At 36.6% G+C, this 15,929-nt stretch carries 25 protein-coding genes; 24 read left to right on the top strand and 1 reads right to left on the bottom strand.

The annotated features are described in order from the left end of the window. Positions 1-56 precede the first annotated feature (56 nt). The 24 genes from rplP to PQ459_00710 all read left to right on the top strand — a co-directional run bounded on the left by rplP (position 57) and on the right by PQ459_00710 (position 15,045). Positions 57-482: a 50S ribosomal protein L16 gene (gene rplP, locus PQ459_00825; protein ID WDF47038.1), complete on the top strand. Its 426-nt coding sequence runs from the start codon at positions 57-59 to the stop codon at positions 480-482. Between the two features lie 11 nt (positions 483-493). Next, entirely contained in the window at positions 494-679 is a 186-nt protein-coding gene (gene rpmC, locus PQ459_00820; protein ID WDF47037.1) for a 50S ribosomal protein L29, read from the top strand. 12 nt (positions 680-691) lie between these two features. Then, on the top strand, positions 692-946 hold the full coding sequence (rpsQ, locus tag PQ459_00815; protein WDF47036.1) for a 30S ribosomal protein S17: 255 nt from the start codon (positions 692-694) through the stop codon (positions 944-946). Continuing rightward, positions 946-1,314, top strand: coding sequence for a 50S ribosomal protein L14 (gene rplN, locus PQ459_00810; GenBank protein WDF47035.1), 369 nt, complete (start codon positions 946-948; stop codon positions 1,312-1,314). Before rpsQ ends, rplN begins: the two co-directional genes overlap by 1 nt. 19 nt (positions 1,315-1,333) lie before the next feature. Beyond that, positions 1,334-1,654 carry a 50S ribosomal protein L24 gene (rplX, locus tag PQ459_00805; GenBank protein ID WDF47034.1) on the top strand — a complete coding sequence of 107 codons (321 nt, stop codon included), beginning with the start codon at positions 1,334-1,336 and terminating at the stop codon, positions 1,652-1,654. 12 nt (positions 1,655-1,666) lie between these two features. Further along, a complete protein-coding gene (rplE, locus tag PQ459_00800) occupies positions 1,667-2,218 on the top strand; it encodes a 50S ribosomal protein L5 (protein WDF47033.1) in 552 nt (183 codons plus the stop codon). Between the two features lies 1 nt (position 2,219). Then, positions 2,220-2,489, top strand: coding sequence for a 30S ribosomal protein S14 (rpsN, locus tag PQ459_00795; GenBank protein WDF47032.1), 270 nt, complete (start codon positions 2,220-2,222; stop codon positions 2,487-2,489). 349 nt (positions 2,490-2,838) lie between these two features. Continuing rightward, on the top strand, positions 2,839-3,237 hold the full coding sequence (gene rpsH / locus PQ459_00790; protein ID WDF47031.1) for a 30S ribosomal protein S8: 399 nt from the start codon (positions 2,839-2,841) through the stop codon (positions 3,235-3,237). Between the two features lie 18 nt (positions 3,238-3,255). Further along, positions 3,256-3,801, top strand: a complete 546-nt coding sequence (rplF, locus tag PQ459_00785) for a 50S ribosomal protein L6 (protein WDF47030.1) — start codon at positions 3,256-3,258, stop codon at positions 3,799-3,801. An 11-nt stretch (positions 3,802-3,812) separates the two neighbouring features. Continuing rightward, positions 3,813-4,166 carry a 50S ribosomal protein L18 gene (gene rplR / locus PQ459_00780; protein WDF47029.1) on the top strand — a complete coding sequence of 118 codons (354 nt, stop codon included), beginning with the start codon at positions 3,813-3,815 and terminating at the stop codon, positions 4,164-4,166. A 19-nt stretch (positions 4,167-4,185) separates the two neighbouring features. After that, complete coding sequence (gene rpsE / locus PQ459_00775) at positions 4,186-4,704, top strand: 30S ribosomal protein S5 (protein WDF47028.1); 519 nt, start codon at positions 4,186-4,188, stop codon at positions 4,702-4,704. A gap of 11 nt (positions 4,705-4,715) precedes the next feature. Continuing rightward, the gene (gene rpmD / locus PQ459_00770) at positions 4,716-4,892 is read left to right on the top strand and encodes a 50S ribosomal protein L30 (GenBank protein ID WDF47027.1); all 177 of its coding nucleotides are present in this window, start codon (positions 4,716-4,718) and stop codon (positions 4,890-4,892) included. Positions 4,893-4,978: 86 nt separating this feature from the next. Then, entirely contained in the window at positions 4,979-5,431 is a 453-nt protein-coding gene (gene rplO, locus PQ459_00765) for a 50S ribosomal protein L15 (GenBank protein WDF47026.1), read from the top strand. Positions 5,432-5,441: 10 nt separating this feature from the next. Then, entirely contained in the window at positions 5,442-6,821 is a 1,380-nt protein-coding gene (gene secY / locus PQ459_00760; protein WDF47025.1) for a preprotein translocase subunit SecY, read from the top strand. Between the two features lie 8 nt (positions 6,822-6,829). Then, positions 6,830-7,045 (top strand): translation initiation factor IF-1, encoded by a 216-nt coding sequence (gene infA, locus PQ459_00755; protein ID WDF47024.1) that lies wholly within the window; start codon positions 6,830-6,832, stop codon positions 7,043-7,045. A 10-nt stretch (positions 7,046-7,055) separates the two neighbouring features. Then, complete coding sequence (rpmJ, locus tag PQ459_00750) at positions 7,056-7,172, top strand: 50S ribosomal protein L36 (GenBank protein WDF47023.1); 117 nt, start codon at positions 7,056-7,058, stop codon at positions 7,170-7,172. Between the two features lie 15 nt (positions 7,173-7,187). Beyond that, positions 7,188-7,565: a 30S ribosomal protein S13 gene (rpsM, locus tag PQ459_00745; GenBank protein WDF47022.1), complete on the top strand. Its 378-nt coding sequence runs from the start codon at positions 7,188-7,190 to the stop codon at positions 7,563-7,565. Positions 7,566-7,577: 12 nt separating this feature from the next. After that, positions 7,578-7,967: a 30S ribosomal protein S11 gene (gene rpsK, locus PQ459_00740; protein WDF47021.1), complete on the top strand. Its 390-nt coding sequence runs from the start codon at positions 7,578-7,580 to the stop codon at positions 7,965-7,967. 24 nt (positions 7,968-7,991) lie between these two features. After that, positions 7,992-8,600: a 30S ribosomal protein S4 gene (rpsD, locus tag PQ459_00735; GenBank protein ID WDF47020.1), complete on the top strand. Its 609-nt coding sequence runs from the start codon at positions 7,992-7,994 to the stop codon at positions 8,598-8,600. 31 nt (positions 8,601-8,631) lie between these two features. Next, positions 8,632-9,627, top strand: a complete 996-nt coding sequence (locus PQ459_00730; protein ID WDF47019.1) for a DNA-directed RNA polymerase subunit alpha — start codon at positions 8,632-8,634, stop codon at positions 9,625-9,627. Between the two features lie 8 nt (positions 9,628-9,635). Beyond that, entirely contained in the window at positions 9,636-10,154 is a 519-nt protein-coding gene (rplQ, locus tag PQ459_00725) for a 50S ribosomal protein L17 (protein WDF47018.1), read from the top strand. A 113-nt stretch (positions 10,155-10,267) separates the two neighbouring features. Beyond that, positions 10,268-12,274: a glycoside hydrolase family 97 protein gene (locus PQ459_00720; protein WDF47017.1), complete on the top strand. Its 2,007-nt coding sequence runs from the start codon at positions 10,268-10,270 to the stop codon at positions 12,272-12,274. A gap of 401 nt (positions 12,275-12,675) precedes the next feature. Then, positions 12,676-14,052 carry a DUF4403 family protein gene (locus tag PQ459_00715; GenBank protein WDF47016.1) on the top strand — a complete coding sequence of 459 codons (1,377 nt, stop codon included), beginning with the start codon at positions 12,676-12,678 and terminating at the stop codon, positions 14,050-14,052. An 87-nt stretch (positions 14,053-14,139) separates the two neighbouring features. Further along, positions 14,140-15,045, top strand: coding sequence for a T9SS type A sorting domain-containing protein (locus PQ459_00710; GenBank protein WDF47015.1), 906 nt, complete (start codon positions 14,140-14,142; stop codon positions 15,043-15,045). A gap of 130 nt (positions 15,046-15,175) precedes the next feature. Here PQ459_00710 and PQ459_00705 read toward each other — a convergent pair whose 3' ends face one another. After that, a complete protein-coding gene (locus PQ459_00705) occupies positions 15,176-15,787 on the bottom strand; it encodes a hypothetical protein (protein WDF47014.1) in 612 nt (203 codons plus the stop codon). Positions 15,788-15,929: the final 142 nt, after the last annotated feature.

Below are 15,929 nucleotides of genomic sequence, written 5' to 3'. Positions count from 1 at the left end.
TTTAAATGACCGTTACTTTTTTAAAATCTAAATTCTAAAATCTAAAATTTAAAATTATGTTACAACCAAAAAGAACCAAATTCCGTAGAGTTCATAAGATGAAGATGAAGGGGATTGCCCAAAGAGGGAATCAACTCGCTTACGGAACTTTCGGGATCAAAGCTACTGAAGGAGCTTGGATTACTGCAAGACAAATTGAAGCAGCTCGTATCGCTGCGACAAGATATATGAAAAGAGAGGGTCAGTTATGGATCAAAATATTCCCAGACAAGCCTATCACCAAGAAACCAGCCGAAGTAAGGATGGGTAAAGGTAAAGGTGCTGTAGAATATTGGGTAGCCGTAGTGAAACCTGGTAAAATTATGTTCGAAGTTGGTGGAGTACCTTACGAAGTAGCAAAAGAAGCGCTTAGGCTTGCTGCTCAGAAGTTACCGATCGTTACCAAGTTCGTAGTTGCTAATGATTTTGTTAAACCTCTATAATCTCTATTAAAATGAAAAACGCTGACATCAAAAATTTAAGCAAAGAGGATCTACAAAACCAATTGGCTGAAGCTAAAGCTAACTACGCGAAAACGAAGATAGCTCACAAGATCAGTCCACTTGAGAATCCGATCTTAATCAGAGATTTGAGAAAATCAATCGCAAGACTTAACACAGAGTTAACTAACAAACAATAATTCCTTTTTACAATGGACAGAAATTTAAGAAAAGAAAGAATCGGAATAGTTTCCAGCAATAAAATGGAAAAGACTATTGTTGTTAGTGAAACTACGAGAGTAAAACATCCAATGTACGGTAAATTCGTTTTGAAAACGAAAAAATATACTGCACACGATGAGAACAACGAGTGCACAGAGGGCGATACAGTTTTGATCACAGAAACTAGACCTTTGAGTAAAAGCAAAAGATGGAGATTAGTAAGAATCATAGAAAAAGCTAAATAATGTTACAAACCGAATCAAGATTAAAAGTTGCTGATAACACAGGTGCTAAAGAAGTACTAGTGATCAGAGTTCTAGGTGGTACTAGAAGAAGATATGCTTCTGTTGGTGATAAAATTGTAGTGACTATCAAAGATTCTACACCATCAGGAAACGCAAAAAAAGGTCAAGTATCTAAAGCGGTAGTAGTAAGAACTAAAAAAGCAGTACGTAGAAAAGATGGTTCATACATCAAATTCGAAGACAACGCTTGTGTTTTGCTAAACGCTGGAGGAGAGATGAGAGGAACACGTGTTTTCGGACCGGTTGCTCGTGAGTTGAGAGACAAAGAATATATGAAGGTTATTTCATTAGCTCCTGAAGTACTTTAATTTTAAAATTTTAGAAAAAATGACAAAAGTTAAAATAAAAAGAGGAGACAACGTACTGGTAACTACTGGAAAAAATAAAGGTAGCAAAGGTGAAGTTCTTGAAGTAATCAGAAAAGAAGGTAAAGATCCAAGAGTGATCGTTGCAGGTATCAACATCGTGAAAAAACACGTTAAGCCGTCTGCTTCCAACCCTCAAGGTGGAATTGTTGAAAAAGAAGCTTCTTTACACATTTCAAACGTAGCACTTGTTGACAAAGACGGGAAAGCTACTAAGACTGGAACCAAAGTAGAAGGAGACAAAAAAGTAAGAGTAGCGAAAACTACTGGAGAAACTTTATAATTAAAATTTACGATGGAATATATAGTAAGACCAAAACAACAATATAAAGACACAATTGTTCCTGCAATGATGGAAGAATTTGGGTACAAATCTGTAATGCAGGTTCCTAAATTATTGAAGATCGTTGTCAGCCAAGGACTTGGTGCAGCTGTTCAAGATAAAAAAATCGTGGATTATGCTGTAGAAGAATTGACTGCAATCACTGGACAAAAAGCTGTAGGTACTTTATCTAAAAAAGATGAGGCTGCTTTCAAACTAAGAAAAGGAATGCCGATCGGAGCTAGAGTAACTCTTAGAGCTGATAAAATGTATGAATTCTTAGACAGATTGACATCTTCTGCACTACCAAGAATTAGAGATTTTTCTGGTATCAAAGCTGATGGTTTCGACGGTAGAGGTAATTATAATTTAGGAATCACTGAGCAAATTATCTTCCCAGAGATCGTGATCGACAAAGTGAAGAAAATCCAAGGGATGGACATCACTTTCGTAACGACTGCGAAAACTGACAAAGAAGCAAAATCATTATTAACTCACTTCGGTTTACCGTTCAAAAAGAACTAAGATGGCTAAAGAATCAATGAAAGCGCGTGAGCGCAAAAGAGAAGCTACTGTAGCTAAATATGCTGAAAAAAGAAAAGCTTTGAAAGAAGCTGGAGATTATGATGCACTACAGAAGTTACCTAAAAATGCTTCTCCTGTAAGATTACACAACAGATGTAAACTGACAGGAAGACCTAGAGGATATATGAGAACATTCGGAATTTCCAGAGTAACTTTCAGAGAAATGGCAAACAACGGACTTATCCCAGGCGTGAAAAAAGCTAGTTGGTAAGCAATTAAAATTTTTACAGCTGACTTCTATATTTTTATAAGTCAGCTGTATTTTAATAAATATAGGATAAATTGAATCAACTCAAGGACAAAGAAAAAAATAAATACTATTAATTTTTTTTGTACTTTTGCACCCGCTCAGAAAATTATTATTTCTCTGGGTGACTATTATTCTTTTTGACATTGTTTATTAGAATATAATGAAATTAAGAAAATCAAAATGACAATTAAGTTGTTTAGATACTGAAGGTAAAGAGATCAGGCGAAGAATTATTCGGGTCCATATAAGTCTTTAATCTTCAAGTCTTTTCAATACTGATTGTCATTAACCAATAATTTAAAACAAAGAAATGGTAACAGATCCAATTTCAGATTTCCTAACAAGAGTAAGGAACGCACAAAGCGCAGGCCACAAAGTGGTGGAAATTCCTGCATCAAAAATCAAAAAAGAGCTTACGAAAATTCTTTTTGACCAAGGTTACATCTTGAACTACAAGTTCGAGGATAGCGCGGTTCAAGGAACAATCAAAATCGCTCTTAAGTACGACAAGCAAACTAGCAAGCCGGCTATCAAGTCTATCCAAAGAGCTTCTAGACCAGGTCTTAGACAGTACAAAGGTTCTACAGAACTTCCAAGAGTACTTAACGGATTAGGTGTAGCTATTATCTCTACTTCCAGAGGAGTAATGACAGATAAAAAAGCGAGACAAGAGAAAGTAGGAGGTGAAGTAATTTGCTACGTATATTAATTTTTTAAAACAAGGAAAATGTCAAGAATTGGTAAAGCAATTATAGAAGTTCCTGCTGGTGTTACAATCTCTCAAAAAGATAACGTTGTAACAGTTAAAGGTCCAAAGGGCGAATTGATCCAGGAACTTACAGGAGGGATCACCTTCACACAGGAAGACGGCGTACTTACATTCAGCCGACCTTCTGACTCAAAAGAGCACAAAGCGCTTCACGGTTTGTACCGCGCGCTTATCAACAATATGATTGTTGGTACTACTACAGGATTTACTAAGAAATTAGAATTAGTAGGAGTTGGATACAGAGCGTCTCACAATGGCCAAAGATTAGAATTGGCTCTTGGATTCTCTCACGGTATCGTTCTAGAACTTCCAAAAGAAGTTGTACTAGATACATTGACTGAAAAAGGGAAAAACCCGATCGTTACACTATCTTCTTACGATAATCAACTTCTTGGAATGGTGGCTGCAAAGATCAGATCTTTCAGAAAGCCTGAGCCGTACAAAGGAAAAGGTGTTAGGTTCGTAGGTGAAATCATTAGAAGAAAAGCCGGTAAATCTGCATAAAATTTAAGAAAATGGCATTAACAAAAGTTGAGAAGAGAAACAGAATCAAAAGAAGAGTAAGAGGTAAGATCTCAGGATCTGCTACATTACCAAGATTGTCTGTATTCAAAAGTAATAAAGAGATCTACGCACAATTAGTAGATGATAAAGAAGGTAAAACATTAGTATCTGCTTCCTCTAGAGATAAAGGAGTTGACGCTAAGGGTACAAAAACAGAAGTATCTACAGCAGTAGGTAAAGCAATTGCTGAAAAAGCAAAAGCAGCTGGTATCGAGAATATTGTATTTGACAGAAACGGATTCGTGTATCACGGTAGAGTGAAAGCTCTTGCTGACGGTGCTAGAGAAGCTGGTCTTAAATTCTAATTTTAAAAATTCAGAAAACATGGTAGATAGTAATATAGAAAGAGTTAAACCTGGAGGATTAGAATTAAAAGATCGTCTGGTTGATGTTAACAGAGTAACTAAAGTAACCAAAGGTGGTAGAGCTTTCGGATTTTCTGCAATTGTTGTTGTAGGAAACGAGGACGGAATCATCGGTTACGGACTAGGTAAATCTAAAGAAGTTGCTTCTGCAATCGCGAAAGCTGTAGAAGATGCTAAGAAAAACTTGGTAAAAGTTCCTGTGATCAACCATACAATTCCTCACCAGACTTCTGCAAGATACGGTGGTGCTGATATCTTCTTGAGACCTGCGTCTCACGGTACAGGACTTATCGCTGGTGGTGCAGTACGTGCAGTACTAGAATCTGCAGGTGTACACGATGTATTGTCAAAATCTAAAGGTTCTTCTAACCCTCACAATGTTGTGAAAGCTACTTTCAACGCATTGTTGGACATCAGAAGACCAGAAGAGATTGCAAGAATGAGAGGAGTTTCTTTAGATAAAGTGTTTAACGGTTAATAAATATAATAATGGCAACAATTAGAGTAAAACAAGTTAGAAGCGCTATTAATAGATCTAAGACCCAAAAAAGAACGCTTGAAGCTTTAGGATTCAAAAAACTTCACCAAGTAGTAGAGCACGAAGCTACACCTTCCATCTTAGGAATGATAGCTGCTGTAAGCCACTTACTAGAAGTTCAGAAATAAGACATTAGACATAGAGAGAAGAGACTCTGATCAGGACGTCTCTTATCTCTTATCTTTTAATCTATAATCTCAATTACAATACAACAATGAATTTAAATAATTTAAAACCATCAACTGGTTCTACATTCAGCACAAAAAGAATTGGTAGAGGTCAGGGAAGTGGATACGGAGGTACTTCAACAAAAGGACATAAAGGTCAAAAAGCTAGAGCTGGTTATTCTCAGAAAATCGGTTTCGAAGGTGGACAGATGCCTTTGCAAAGAAGATTACCAAAATTCGGTTTCAAAAATGTTAATAGAAAAGAGTTCAGAGCGATCAATCTTGATACGATCCAAACTTTGATCGATACTAAAAACATCACTGGTGAGATCACTAGAGATGTATTGGTAGAAAACGGTCTTGCATCTAAAAACGAATTAGTAAAGATCCTAGGAAGAGGTGACTTGAAATCTGGTATTTCTATCACTGCTGATAAGTTTACTAAATCGGCTGAGGAAGCAATCAACAAAGCTGGAGGTAAAGCAATCACGACTCTTTAATTATTGACTAATGAAAGAATTTATACAAACACTTAAAAACATTTGGAGCCTAAAAGAGCTTAGAGATAAAATCGTCTTGACGCTTTTGTTGGTCCTTGTGTATAGATTCGCATCGTATGTTTCTCTTCCTGCAATCAACACTGCAGAAGTAGGAAACTTACTTCAACATTACAAAAACCAAGGCGGGAACCAACAAGGTGCCGGCCTTTTGGGTTTATTGTCTTCTTTCACAGGTGGAGCATTTAGCCGTGCTTCTGTTATGGCATTAGGAATTATGCCATACATTTCTGCTTCGATCATTGTACAGTTGATGGGTATGGCGATCCCTTACCTTCAGAAGTTACAAAAAGATGGAGAAAGTGGAAGAAACACTTTGAACCAGATCACCAGATGGCTTACGATCGCGGTTTGTCTTGTACAGGCGCCTTCTTATTTGACATCGGTAACGCAATTTTTCTTGCCTTATTCACAATTTGCATCCGCGTACTACATCGATCCAAACTCGGTGATGTTCTGGTTGCCAAGTATCATTATCCTGGTAGCAGGTTCTGTATTTGCAATGTGGCTAGGAGAGAAGATTACGGACAAAGGGATTGGTAATGGTATTTCTATTTTGATTATGGTGGGTATCCTTGCGGACCTTCCAACAGCATTTTATCAGGAAGTTTTGACACAGAATGGTAAAGGTGGATTGGGAAGCATCATGATCTTGGTGGAGATTATTTTCTGGTTATTGGTAGTTCTTTTGGCAATTGTATTATCAGTTGCGGTAAGAAAAATTCCGATCCAGTATGTAAGTAGAGCTCAAGCAAGAGGTGGCGTAAGCAGAAACTTGATGGATGGCGCTAGACAATGGATCCCATTGAAGGTGAATGCCGCAGGTGTAATGCCGATCATCTTTGCACAAGCATTGATGTTTGTTCCGGGATTGCTTACAAAAGTTGACGAATCCAATACATTTTTGGCTGGTTTCAAAAATGTTTTTAGCTGGCAGTACAATGTATTGTTTGCATTACTAATTATAATTTTCTCATTTTTCTATACGGCAATTACCATTCCTGTAAATCAGATGGCTGATGATCTAAAGCGTAATGGTGGGTTGATCCCGAAAGTAAGACCTGGAAAAGAGACGGCAGATTACCTGGATGATATTTTATCCAAGATAACCTTGCCAGGTGCAATTTTTTTATCTATCTTTGCAGTCCTTCCGGCAGTAGTGCACGGAGCGTTTGTTCAGACAGATAGATTTGCCCTATTTTTTGGGGGAACATCGTTGTTAATTATGGTTGGCGTTATCTTGGATACCGTTCAACAGATTAACACATATCTGCTGAACCATCATTATGATGGGTTGATGCAATCTAAATTATCAAGATCATCAAACCTTTAATAGAATAAATGGCTAAACAGAAACATATAGAACAAGACGGCGTGATCACGGAAGCACTTTCGAACGCGCAGTTCCGTGTAGAGCTAGAAAATGGGCACGTATTGATTGCTCATATTTCTGGTAAAATGAGAATGCATTATATTAAACTCTTACCTGGAGACAAGGTAAGACTCGAACTCTCTCCTTATGACTTAACTAAAGGGAGAATAACTTTTAGATATTAAAAATAACAAAATGAAGGTTAGAGCATCTATCAAAAAAAGAAGTGCTGATTGCAAGATTGTACGTAGAAAAGGCGTGCTTTTCGTGATCAACAAAAAGAACCCTAAATTTAAACAAAGACAAGGTTAAGAACCAAATTAAATTATGGCGAGAATTTCAGGTATTGATTTACCAAAGAACAAAAGAGGCGTTATCGGTCTTACTTACATCTACGGTGTTGGAAGAAGAACAGCTTCAGAAATTTTGAAAAGCGCTGGAATCAGCGAAGACAAGAAAGTCAACGAATGGAATGACGATGAATTGGCAGCAATCAGAACTTATATCTTGGACAACATCAAAGTTGAAGGAGAACTGCGTTCTGAAGTGCAATTGAACATCAAGCGATTGATGGACATTGGATGCCAACGAGGAATACGTCACAGACTAGGACTACCTTTAAGAGGCCAGAGAACGAAAAACAACTCTAGAACCCGTAAAGGAAAGAGAAAAACAGTTGCTAACAAGAAAAAAGCAAGTAAATAATCGTTAGGAATTATGGCAAAACAAACAAAAGTAGTTAAGAAAAGAAAAGTAAAAGTTGAGGCTATTGGTGAAGCGCATATTCAAGCTTCTTTCAATAACATCATAATTTCTTTAACAAATAAAGCAGGAGAAGTTATCTCTTGGGCTTCTGCCGGTAAAATGGGTTTCAGAGGTTCTAAAAAGAATACTCCATTCGCAGCTCAAATGGCTGCAGAAAACTGTTCTCAGGTAGCTTTCGAAGCTGGTCTTAGAAGAGTTAAGGTGTTTGTAAAAGGTCCAGGTGCTGGTAGAGAGTCTGCAATCAGAACTTTACACAACTCAGGGATTGAAGTAAGCGAGATCGTTGATGTGACGCCTATGCCACACAACGGATGTCGTCCACCTAAAAGAAGAAGAGTATAATCTTTTAACCTCAAATCTAAAACAATGGCAAGATATATTGGCCCTAAAACAAAAATTGCTAGAAAATTTGGTCAAGCAATTTTCGGAGATGACAAAAACTTCGAGAAAAGAAAAAATCAACCACCTGGACAACACGGTGCAAACAAAAGAAGAGGATCAAAGAAATCTGAGTATGCAGTACAGTTGATGGAAAAGCAAAAAGCTAAGTACACGTACGGTATCCTTGAGAAACAATTTGCTAACCTTTTCGACAAAGCTCATAGAAGTAAAGGGGTAACAGGTGAAGTCCTATTGCAACTTTGCGAATCAAGATTGGATAACGTCGTTTTCAGATTAGGTTTTGCTAAAACCAGAGCTGGAGCTAGACAACTAGTTTCTCACAGACACATTACTGTGAACGGAGAGCTGGTAAACATTCCTTCTTATTTGCTAAAAGCTGGTGACGTGATTGCTATCAGAGAGAAATCAAAATCTCTTGAAGTAATTGCTGACGCTCTAGCTTACAAAGCAAATTATGAGTGGTTACAATTCAATGACGAGAAAAAAACTGGTACTTTTACGACTGCTCCTGAGAGAATTCAGATTCCTGAGGACATCAAAGAACAGTTAATCGTCGAATTATACTCTAAATAATAATTTTTTCAAATTTTTGCTCAACCAGACTATGGCAATTTTAACATTTATAAAACCCGATAAAGTAATCCTTTTAAACTCGACTGATTTTAAAGGTCAATTTGAATTCAGACCTCTTGAACAAGGTTTCGGGCTTACAATCGGTAATGCATTGAGAAGAGTTTTACTATCTTCTCTGGAAGGATATGCTATTTCATCTATCAAAATAGAAGGCGTAGAGCACGAATTTTCAACTATACCAGGAGTGATCGAAGATGTTACTGAAATCATTCTTAATCTTAAACAACTTCGTCTTAAAGCAAAAACTGAAAATCCAGGAAGCGAGCAGGTAACTGCAAAAATCTCTGGTAAAGATGTTGTAACTGCTGGAGATCTAGGAGATTCAATCGTTAATTTTGAGATCCTTAACCCAGATTTGGTTATCGCAACTTTGGCTAAAGATGTAACGTTTGAAATTACTTTCAACGTAGAAAAAGGAAGAGGATATGTTCCGTCTGATCAGAACAAATCAAACAATGCGCCTGTTGGCACTATTGCTATCGACTCTATCTTTACACCTATCAAGAAAGTACAATATAGTATCGAAAATTATCGTGTAGAGCAAAAAACAGATTACGAAAAATTAGTATTGGATATTGAAACTGATGGATCTATCACACCTCAGAACGCTTTGACAGAAGCTTCTAAGATCTTGATCTATCACTTTATGTTGTTCTCCGATGAGAGAATCACATTAGAGACAGAGGCTGTAAAAGCTTCTATCCAATACGATGAAGAAACCCTTCACACAAGACAACTTCTTAAGTCTAAGTTAGCAGATATGGATCTTTCTGTAAGAGCCCTTAACTGTCTGAAAGCAGCTGAAGTAGAAACTCTTGGAGAATTGGTATCTTTCAGTAAATCTGATTTGATGAAATTCAGAAATTTTGGTAAAAAATCTTTAACAGAACTTGAAGAATTGGTTCACTCAAAAGGACTTAATTTCGGGTTTGATGTTGCAAAATATAAGTTAGACGCTGATAAATAATCCTTACAATGAGACACGGAAAGAAAATAAATCACTTAGGGAGAACAGCCCCGCATAGAAAAGCAATGCTTGCTAATATGGCTTGTTCACTAATTGAACATAAAAGAATCAACACTACTGTTGCTAAAGCGAAAGCTTTAAGAGTTTACGTGGAACCACTCCTTACAAAAGCTAAAGAAGATACAACGCACAATAGAAGAACAGTTTTCTCTTACCTACAAAGTAAAGAAGCTGTAACTGAATTGTTCAGAACTGTAGCTCCTAAAATCGCTGAAAGAAACGGTGGTTACACAAGAATCATCAAAACTGGTTTCAGACTTGGTGATGCTGCCGATATGGCAATGATCGAGTTGGTAGATTTCAACGAGATCTATAATCCAAACGCAGAAGAGAAGAAAACAACCAGAAGAAGTAGAAGATCTACTGCAGCTCCTAAAAAGGAAACTGCTGCTGTGGAAGCTACTGAAGCTAAAGTTGAAGAAACGCCTGCTGCTGAAACTTCTACAGAAGAAAAAACTGAAGAATAAGAATTCTAAGTTTTTAAATACAAAACCATCTCTTTTTAGGGATGGTTTTTTTTATGGGTTGATTGCAATAGTGTATTTTTGTAAATATATATAAACCTTAAAAATAAGTATTAATGAAATTACACCACAAAGATCTGCTCAAGGTCTTCTGTCTGTTTGCCGTGTTGATGGGATTTTCACCATTGACATTCGCACAGACTCTCAAGAATAACAAAGTAACATCACCCGATGGGAAGATCGTCTTGGAAGTAGGACTGGACAAATCCAAGATCTATTACAAAGTTTCCAAAGAAGGAAAGTCGATTTTAAATCCATCTTTTCTAGGATTTGATTTGAAGGATGGTTCGCTTAAGGACAATCTTTCTGTGAAGAATATTTCTCATTCTAAGTTTGATGAAACCTGGAAGCAACCTTGGGGCGAAGAGATCGAGGTTCGAAACCATTACAACGAGATGAAGGTTTTGGTTAAGGACAATTCAAAGCTTTCCAGAGAATTCATCATCGATTTTAAAGTTTATGACGACGGCTTCGGTTTTCGATACGAGTTTCCTAAACAAAAGAATCTGAATGAATTTGTCATAATGGATGAGTTGACGGAATTCAATTTTCCTGAGGATCACAAAACCTGGTCGATTCCTTACAATACAGAATTTTACGAAGGTTTGTTCAAGTCCAATCCAATTTCAAAGCTGGATACAGTTGCAACTCCTTTTACGATGGAAACCAAGTCAGGCTTGTTCCTCACCGTTCATCAAGCAAATCTAACAGATTACGCTTCAATGAATCTTGCGAAAGTTGGAAATTCAACCAAGCTGAAAAGTTATCTCACACCTTGGGCAACTGGCGAGAAAGTATTTGCGAAAGCGCCTTTCAACACACCTTGGCGAACCATGATCATTGCCAATTCTGCAGGTGATTTGATGCTTTCTAGATTGATGTTGAATCTGAACGAACCAAACAAACTTGGAGACGTTTCCTGGATCAAACCTGGAAGATACATCGGCATCTGGTGGGCAATCCATATGGAAAAATACACTTGGAAAGCGGGACCAAAACACGGTGCAAATACCGAGAATGTCTTGAGATATATTGACTTTGCTGCGAAACATAATTTCTCTGGTGTTTTGGTAGAAGGTTGGAACAAAGGTTGGGAAGATTGGAAAGATTTCAAGTTTACCAAACCATATCCAGATTTTGACATCAAGAAGATCACAGATTACGCTAAATCCAAAAATGTAACATTGATCGGGCACCACGAGACGGCGGGTAACACAGTGAATTACGAAAACCAAATGAGCGATGCTTTTGATTATTACAAAAAGTTTGGTGTTGATGTGGTGAAAACCGGTTATGTTGGCGGAAAATTGGATGGCAAACAACCACACAGCAGCCAATACGGCGTTCGCCATTACAGAAAAGTCATTGAGGAAGCGGCGAAGCACAAAATAATGATCGACAACCACGAACCCGTAATGCCGACAGGTTTGCAGAGAACACTCCCGAATCTGATGACGCAGGAAGGCGTGAGAGGTCAGGAATGGGATGCTTGGTCCAAAGATGGAGGTAATCCGCCGGAACATACGACAATCATTCCATTTACAAGAGGTTTGGCTGGTCCAATCGACTTCACGCCGGGAACTTTCAATTTCACAAATCCTGTCTTGCCAAATACGAAGGTGCACACGACCTTGGCGAAGCAGTTGGCATTGTCCGTTGTCATCTACAGTCCGCTTCAAATGGCATCTGATATGATCGAGAATTATGAGAACAATCCAGCTTTCGAATTCATCACCTCTTGCCCGACAGATTGGAGCAAAACGGTTGTTCCAGATGCGAAGATCGGAGAATTTGTGACGATTGCCAGAAGAGATAAAGCGACCGATAATTGGTTCCTGGGAAGCATCACAAACAAAGATTCGAGAACTGTAAAACTAGATTTGAAGTTCTTAGACCCAAATAAAAAATACAAAGCGAAGATCTTCCGCGATGGTAAAGGTGCAGATTACGAAACGAATCCTTATCCGATCATTATCGAAGAAAAAGAAGTGGACAGCAAAACGATCCTGTCAGTTGACTTGGCGAGAAGTGGTGGTGTTGCGATGATTTTGACGAAACTTTAAAATATATCGTTATTAAGAATGATAAAGTTTGTTTATTTCTCGTATTTATTTTCTGTAATCACTTTGATTATTTTTTTTCAATCATGGAGATTTGATATTATAAATACTTTGATTTAAGGACTTTCTATTCTTTTTATTGTAATTTCATTATGTTTTCTGATTTTTTCATCACAACGAATTTTGGAAAATAGATATTTGTTGATTTTAAATATTATAATAAATCTTTGTTTTATAATTGGAATGTTATATTTAGCGATAATGTATTTTTTATTGTTAGATGCATAATTAAGATAACTTATTTAAATTTAAAGTAAAAAAGAGAGTAGGATTTCCTGCTCTCTTTTGTTTTTAGCATTAATAAAACCATTAATTTTGCGTTTTAAATTTCATCAAAAATAGTTATGAATCCAATTCGAAAATTCACATCCTTATATTTTTTACTGATCAGTTTCATCGCTTTTTCCCAATCAACAGAGCCGGTTTACACTTTGCCAAAGATCAAATCCAATATCACTTTACCCGTTTCACTTCCAATATCGGAAATCAACAGTTTGATTAATCAATCAGTGAAAGGCGTTTTGTATGAGGATCAGTCTTACACAGACAACAACAATGACCAATTCAAAGTGAAAGTCGAGAAGCAAGGCAACATTGCCATAAAAGCTTTGACAGGAAATAGATTAATGATTTCCATTCCATTGAAGATTTGGGCAGACAAAGGCTACGGAACTTTTGGAGTGTATGTTTATAAGGACACAAATTTCAATTTGATAATGAATTTTATAACCGAAATCTCCGCAGCAAACAATTGGAAATTGAATACCAAAACAACAACCGCAGGATTTGTCTGGACGCAGAAACCAGTTCTTGATTACGGAAAAATAAAAATTCCAATTGCGCCTGTGATAGAAAGTACGTTAAAAGAACAACAGTCGAAATTCACAACAATCATAGATCAGCAGATCAAATCACAGTTCAACCTTCAGCCGTATCTTGTGATGGCTTGGAATCAATTTTCAAAACCAATCAATGTTTCTGAAGAATACAATACATGGCTGAAAATATCGCCTCAAAGTACTTATATGTCGCCACTTCAGGTCTTTCAGGATAAAATTAAAATGACCATTGGAATTGACCTTTATTCCGAAACTTATGTCGGGCAGATTCCGTTGGCAACTCGAGATGTCAATACGGTTCCGAATTTTACATTAAACCCAAATCTTCCAAACATTTTCAATCTTCAGACGACTGCAAATATCAGTTTCGATGAAGCCACAAGAATTGCCAAGCAACAATTCCTTAATAAGGAATTTGCGATGAGCAGCGAAGATCAAAAAGTGAAGATCACAGATATCAAGGTCTATCAAGAAAAGGAAAACGTCGTGATAGAAGCGCAAACCACTGGTGAAGTGAATGGAACAGCTTTCATCAAAGGAAAACCTTTTTACAGCGCGGAAGAACACAAGATAAAACTCAATGTCACAGATTTCAATCTTAAAACGAAAAACTTCTTTCAAAAAGCTTTAACTGTTCTGTTTGAAGGCAAGATCCGAAGAATGATTGAGAAGGATTATGGCATTCCACTTTTGGACATCGAGAATGCGTCCAGAAAAAGTATGATCGAAAACTTCAACAAAGAATATGTGAAAGGCATCAAGTTGCAAGGGAACGTTTTGGATCTGAAACCAACGCAATTCCTATTATCAGAAAAGTACATTACGATTATCATCGATACCAAGGCACAATTACAGATGAACGTTTCAGGTTTAAGTTTCTAATTCAGAAATTGATTTTTGATTCAAAATAATTGATTTGCCTTTTTTACGAAAAATATTATATTTGTGGAAGTTTAAAAACACAAACAAATGAAAAAAAGTTTTCTATTATTGTGTGCGAGCCAATTGGTATTCGCACAGGAACTGCTGTTTAATCAACAGCCTCAGAGTACGCTCAATACTTTCAATGCAATTTCTACCAATGTTTTTACGGGTACAAAAGGGATTTTTGTAGCAGATGATTTTGAATTTACCAAAAAAGCCAAAATAAAAAAGGTAAAAGCTTTTGCAAGAGTGGATGCTGGTTTCCTGTCTGCAAATAATGTTGTCCAATGGAATGTCGTTGTCTATCAAAATAGTAATGCTAAACCATCTGGAATACCGGGGAAAGTGATCAACGGAACAACTTATGTTTTTTCTAAATTCCCAGTGCAGGGCGGGATGACAGTTACACCAAGTGCTACAGATCCTCAAAACATCACGGTAGAGTTTGATGTTTCAGATTGTTCCTATGTTTTTAATGCCAATACAAAATATTGGGTGGCAATATATCCTACTGTTCAGGAGAATACGACGAATTTCTTTAATCAGAAAAATTTCTACTGGGCCGCTTCTACTTCCAATCTTCCAAAACTGGAAGAGGCGAAAATTGTAGATCCAGATAATCTGATGGGGCAAGGTTACACGAACTGGACTAATGTAAGTAACGCAACTATGGCAGTTTCTGGGATGGCGTTCGAGATCTATGGAGAGGAATATTTGTCTACGAATGAGACTTCCAAAAAAAGTTTATCCATCTATCCAAATCCTGCAACCAAATTTGTCAATATCAATCATAATGTAAAGAATGTTTACATCTATTCTTCAGAAGGAAAACAAGTGATTAGCACTTCGGAGGCAAAGATAAATGTAGAGTCACTTCCGAAGGGAACTTATTTCATAAAGATGATATTAGAAGACGGAGTACAAATCACGGATAAGTTTATAAAAAATTAGTGATTTATTAAAGCTTAAACAAAGCAGTTTCAAATGAAGCTGCTTTTTTTTTGGGTTTGACATTTTGCTAAATAAACATAAAGTTAAAATTGATGAAGCGCTCTCCAATCAACGTTATTGTTTTCAGCTGTTACTTTTTTTCGCTATATCTTAATGTGATAATTTGATTGCTGGTCAGGTCTTTCGTATTCGAGTAGTCAGAATTGCAGACTTTTCCCTTGATCACGTAGGAATCTTTTTTCAGATTAATGAAATTTTCCCCTTTTGCAGAGATGGCTAGGTTGTAATGTTCATTGCCTTGCAATCGCAATATAATGTCGCAGGAAGAATCGTTGCGCACCAGCAATACCGATTCTTTTTCTGCTTTATTCCTGCTGAAAATATTATTTAAAAGTTTCACCGCTTTCTTGTCATGTATTTCCGAAGATTCCTGTATTAAATCGTGGAATTCTTGTTTTTCATCCACCTCAGAATTTTTTGCTTGTAGAGATTCTGTTGTGGGTATGATTGATAATAATAATTTGGGTTCAGATTCCCAACGGCCACTTTTCAGCTGATTCAGCCTGTTGAGAACTGCTATGTATTGCGGGTTGTCTTTGTGTAATTTTTTCAGATAATATGAAATATCGATGATGTTTTTACTGTCTAATATCTGGTGGAAAGTATTAATTTTTTGTGCTTTTATTGTGTTTTCTGTTAATATTAAAAGTGATATTAATAGAATTGCGTAAAATTTAGGCATTTAATTTGTATTGTTGTTATTTGGCTAAAATAATTAAATAGTTTTAATTATTAACTTTTATTTTTATTTGATAGTTTATTTTAAATTTAAATTAATGATATGAGTAATTATTTATTATTAAATGGTTTCGACATGTTTTTTA

The sequence above is a fragment of the Chryseobacterium sp. KACC 21268 genome (assembly GCA_028736075.1).
Classification (GTDB): Bacteria; Bacteroidota; Bacteroidia; order Flavobacteriales; family Weeksellaceae; genus Epilithonimonas.
This window is presented reverse-complemented; position numbering and strand designations above follow the sequence as displayed.

Bases quoted from the DNA above. Each gene is read 5' to 3' on its own strand.
- rplP (WDF47038.1), top strand. From the start codon at position 57: ATGTTACAACCAAAAAGAACCAAATTCCGTAGAGTTCATAAGATGAAG.
- rpmC (WDF47037.1), top strand. From the start codon at position 494: ATGAAAAACGCTGACATCAAAAATTTAAGCAAAGAGGATCTACAAAAC.
- rpsQ (WDF47036.1), top strand. From the start codon at position 692: ATGGACAGAAATTTAAGAAAAGAAAGAATCGGAATAGTTTCCAGCAAT.
- rplN (WDF47035.1), top strand. From the start codon at position 946: ATGTTACAAACCGAATCAAGATTAAAAGTTGCTGATAACACAGGTGCT.
- rplX (WDF47034.1), top strand. From the start codon at position 1,334: ATGACAAAAGTTAAAATAAAAAGAGGAGACAACGTACTGGTAACTACT.
- rplE (WDF47033.1), top strand. From the start codon at position 1,667: ATGGAATATATAGTAAGACCAAAACAACAATATAAAGACACAATTGTT.
- rpsN (WDF47032.1), top strand. From the start codon at position 2,220: ATGGCTAAAGAATCAATGAAAGCGCGTGAGCGCAAAAGAGAAGCTACT.
- rpsH (WDF47031.1), top strand. From the start codon at position 2,839: ATGGTAACAGATCCAATTTCAGATTTCCTAACAAGAGTAAGGAACGCA.
- rplF (WDF47030.1), top strand. From the start codon at position 3,256: ATGTCAAGAATTGGTAAAGCAATTATAGAAGTTCCTGCTGGTGTTACA.
- rplR (WDF47029.1), top strand. From the start codon at position 3,813: ATGGCATTAACAAAAGTTGAGAAGAGAAACAGAATCAAAAGAAGAGTA.
- rpsE (WDF47028.1), top strand. From the start codon at position 4,186: ATGGTAGATAGTAATATAGAAAGAGTTAAACCTGGAGGATTAGAATTA.
- rpmD (WDF47027.1), top strand. From the start codon at position 4,716: ATGGCAACAATTAGAGTAAAACAAGTTAGAAGCGCTATTAATAGATCT.
- rplO (WDF47026.1), top strand. From the start codon at position 4,979: ATGAATTTAAATAATTTAAAACCATCAACTGGTTCTACATTCAGCACA.
- secY (WDF47025.1), top strand. From the start codon at position 5,442: ATGAAAGAATTTATACAAACACTTAAAAACATTTGGAGCCTAAAAGAG.
- infA (WDF47024.1), top strand. From the start codon at position 6,830: ATGGCTAAACAGAAACATATAGAACAAGACGGCGTGATCACGGAAGCA.
- rpmJ (WDF47023.1), top strand. From the start codon at position 7,056: ATGAAGGTTAGAGCATCTATCAAAAAAAGAAGTGCTGATTGCAAGATT.
- rpsM (WDF47022.1), top strand. From the start codon at position 7,188: ATGGCGAGAATTTCAGGTATTGATTTACCAAAGAACAAAAGAGGCGTT.
- rpsK (WDF47021.1), top strand. From the start codon at position 7,578: ATGGCAAAACAAACAAAAGTAGTTAAGAAAAGAAAAGTAAAAGTTGAG.
- rpsD (WDF47020.1), top strand. From the start codon at position 7,992: ATGGCAAGATATATTGGCCCTAAAACAAAAATTGCTAGAAAATTTGGT.
- PQ459_00730 (WDF47019.1), top strand. From the start codon at position 8,632: ATGGCAATTTTAACATTTATAAAACCCGATAAAGTAATCCTTTTAAAC.
- rplQ (WDF47018.1), top strand. From the start codon at position 9,636: ATGAGACACGGAAAGAAAATAAATCACTTAGGGAGAACAGCCCCGCAT.
- PQ459_00720 (WDF47017.1), top strand. From the start codon at position 10,268: ATGAAATTACACCACAAAGATCTGCTCAAGGTCTTCTGTCTGTTTGCC.
- PQ459_00715 (WDF47016.1), top strand. From the start codon at position 12,676: ATGAATCCAATTCGAAAATTCACATCCTTATATTTTTTACTGATCAGT.
- PQ459_00710 (WDF47015.1), top strand. From the start codon at position 14,140: ATGAAAAAAAGTTTTCTATTATTGTGTGCGAGCCAATTGGTATTCGCA.
- PQ459_00705 (WDF47014.1), bottom strand. From the start codon at position 15,787: ATGCCTAAATTTTACGCAATTCTATTAATATCACTTTTAATATTAACA.